Below are 896 nucleotides of genomic sequence, written 5' to 3'. Positions count from 1 at the left end.
CGCGGGGGGCGGCTCGCGTCGGGCCGGCGACCGCTCCGTGCCGCGAGCCCGGTCGGCGTCTCCCCGGCGAGCCCGGTACCCGAGGGAGAATGGGGGCACCCGCACGTGCCCGAGTGTGCGAGCCGTACGAAAACGGAGGCCCCATGACATCCCATCACTCCGCGCGGTCAGGTTCCGGCGGACACCGCGTGCACGTCGAGCCGACCACCCGGCACGTCCGCGTCGAGATCGACGGCCAGGTCGTGGCCGAGACGGACCGCCCCGTGCTGCTGACCGAGACCGGGTTGCCCGACCGGCACTACGTCCCGGCCGCCGACGTCGACTTCACCCTCTTCCGGGCCTCGGACACGCACACCCGCTGCCCGTGGAAGGGCGAGGCCGGCTACTGGTCGTACACCGGCGACGGCGCCGAACCCGTGCACCGGGACGTCGTCTGGGCCTATCCCGAGCCGATCGCCGACGTGGAGCTGATCAAGGACTACGTCTGCTTCGACGACACCGTCGCCCAGGTCACGGTCACCGGCCCCTGACGCGGACGCCCCGGGGCCGGCCCGCTTCGGCGCGGCGCCCGACCGGCCGCCCCGGGGCCGACGACACGACCGCGTGGCGCTGCGGGCGGTCCTCAGTCCGGCCCGGGGTCGGCCACACGTTCCAGGCGGACCGCGCACACCTTGAACTCCGGCATGCCCGACACCGGATCGAGTGCCGGGTTGGTGAGGGTGTTGGCGCGTCCGGCACCGGCCCAGTGGAACGGCATGAACACCGTGTCCGACCGGATGCCGGTGGTCAGCCGGGCGGGGGCGACGGCCCGGCCGCGCCGGGACACCACCGCCACCGCGTCGCCCTCGGTGATGCCGTGCTGCCGCGCGAGCCGCGGGTGCAGCTGGACGAACGGG

2 protein-coding genes are annotated in these 896 nt (G+C 74.8%); one reads left to right on the top strand and one right to left on the bottom strand.

Annotated elements, in window-relative coordinates:
- Window positions 1-143: 143 nt before the first annotated feature.
- Complete coding sequence (locus ACYVE9_RS28610; protein WP_461030793.1) at window positions 144-530, top strand: DUF427 domain-containing protein; 387 nt, start codon at window positions 144-146, stop codon at window positions 528-530.
- A gap of 92 nt (window positions 531-622) precedes the next feature.
- On the opposite strand, the gene ACYVE9_RS28605 is transcribed toward ACYVE9_RS28610, so the two are convergent.
- The coding region (locus ACYVE9_RS28605; RefSeq protein WP_461030792.1) for a molybdopterin dinucleotide binding domain-containing protein at window positions 623-896 on the bottom strand (274 nt) is incomplete at its 5' end.

Source organism: Streptomyces sparsus (assembly GCF_054776295.1).
Note: the sequence above shows the minus strand (reverse complement) of the source record. Positions and strands in the feature narration are given on the sequence as shown.

Coding starts and splice junctions, on each gene's coding strand:
- ACYVE9_RS28610 (WP_461030793.1), top strand. CDS start 144: ATGACATCCCATCACTCCGCGCGGTCAGGTTCCGGCGGACACCGCGTG.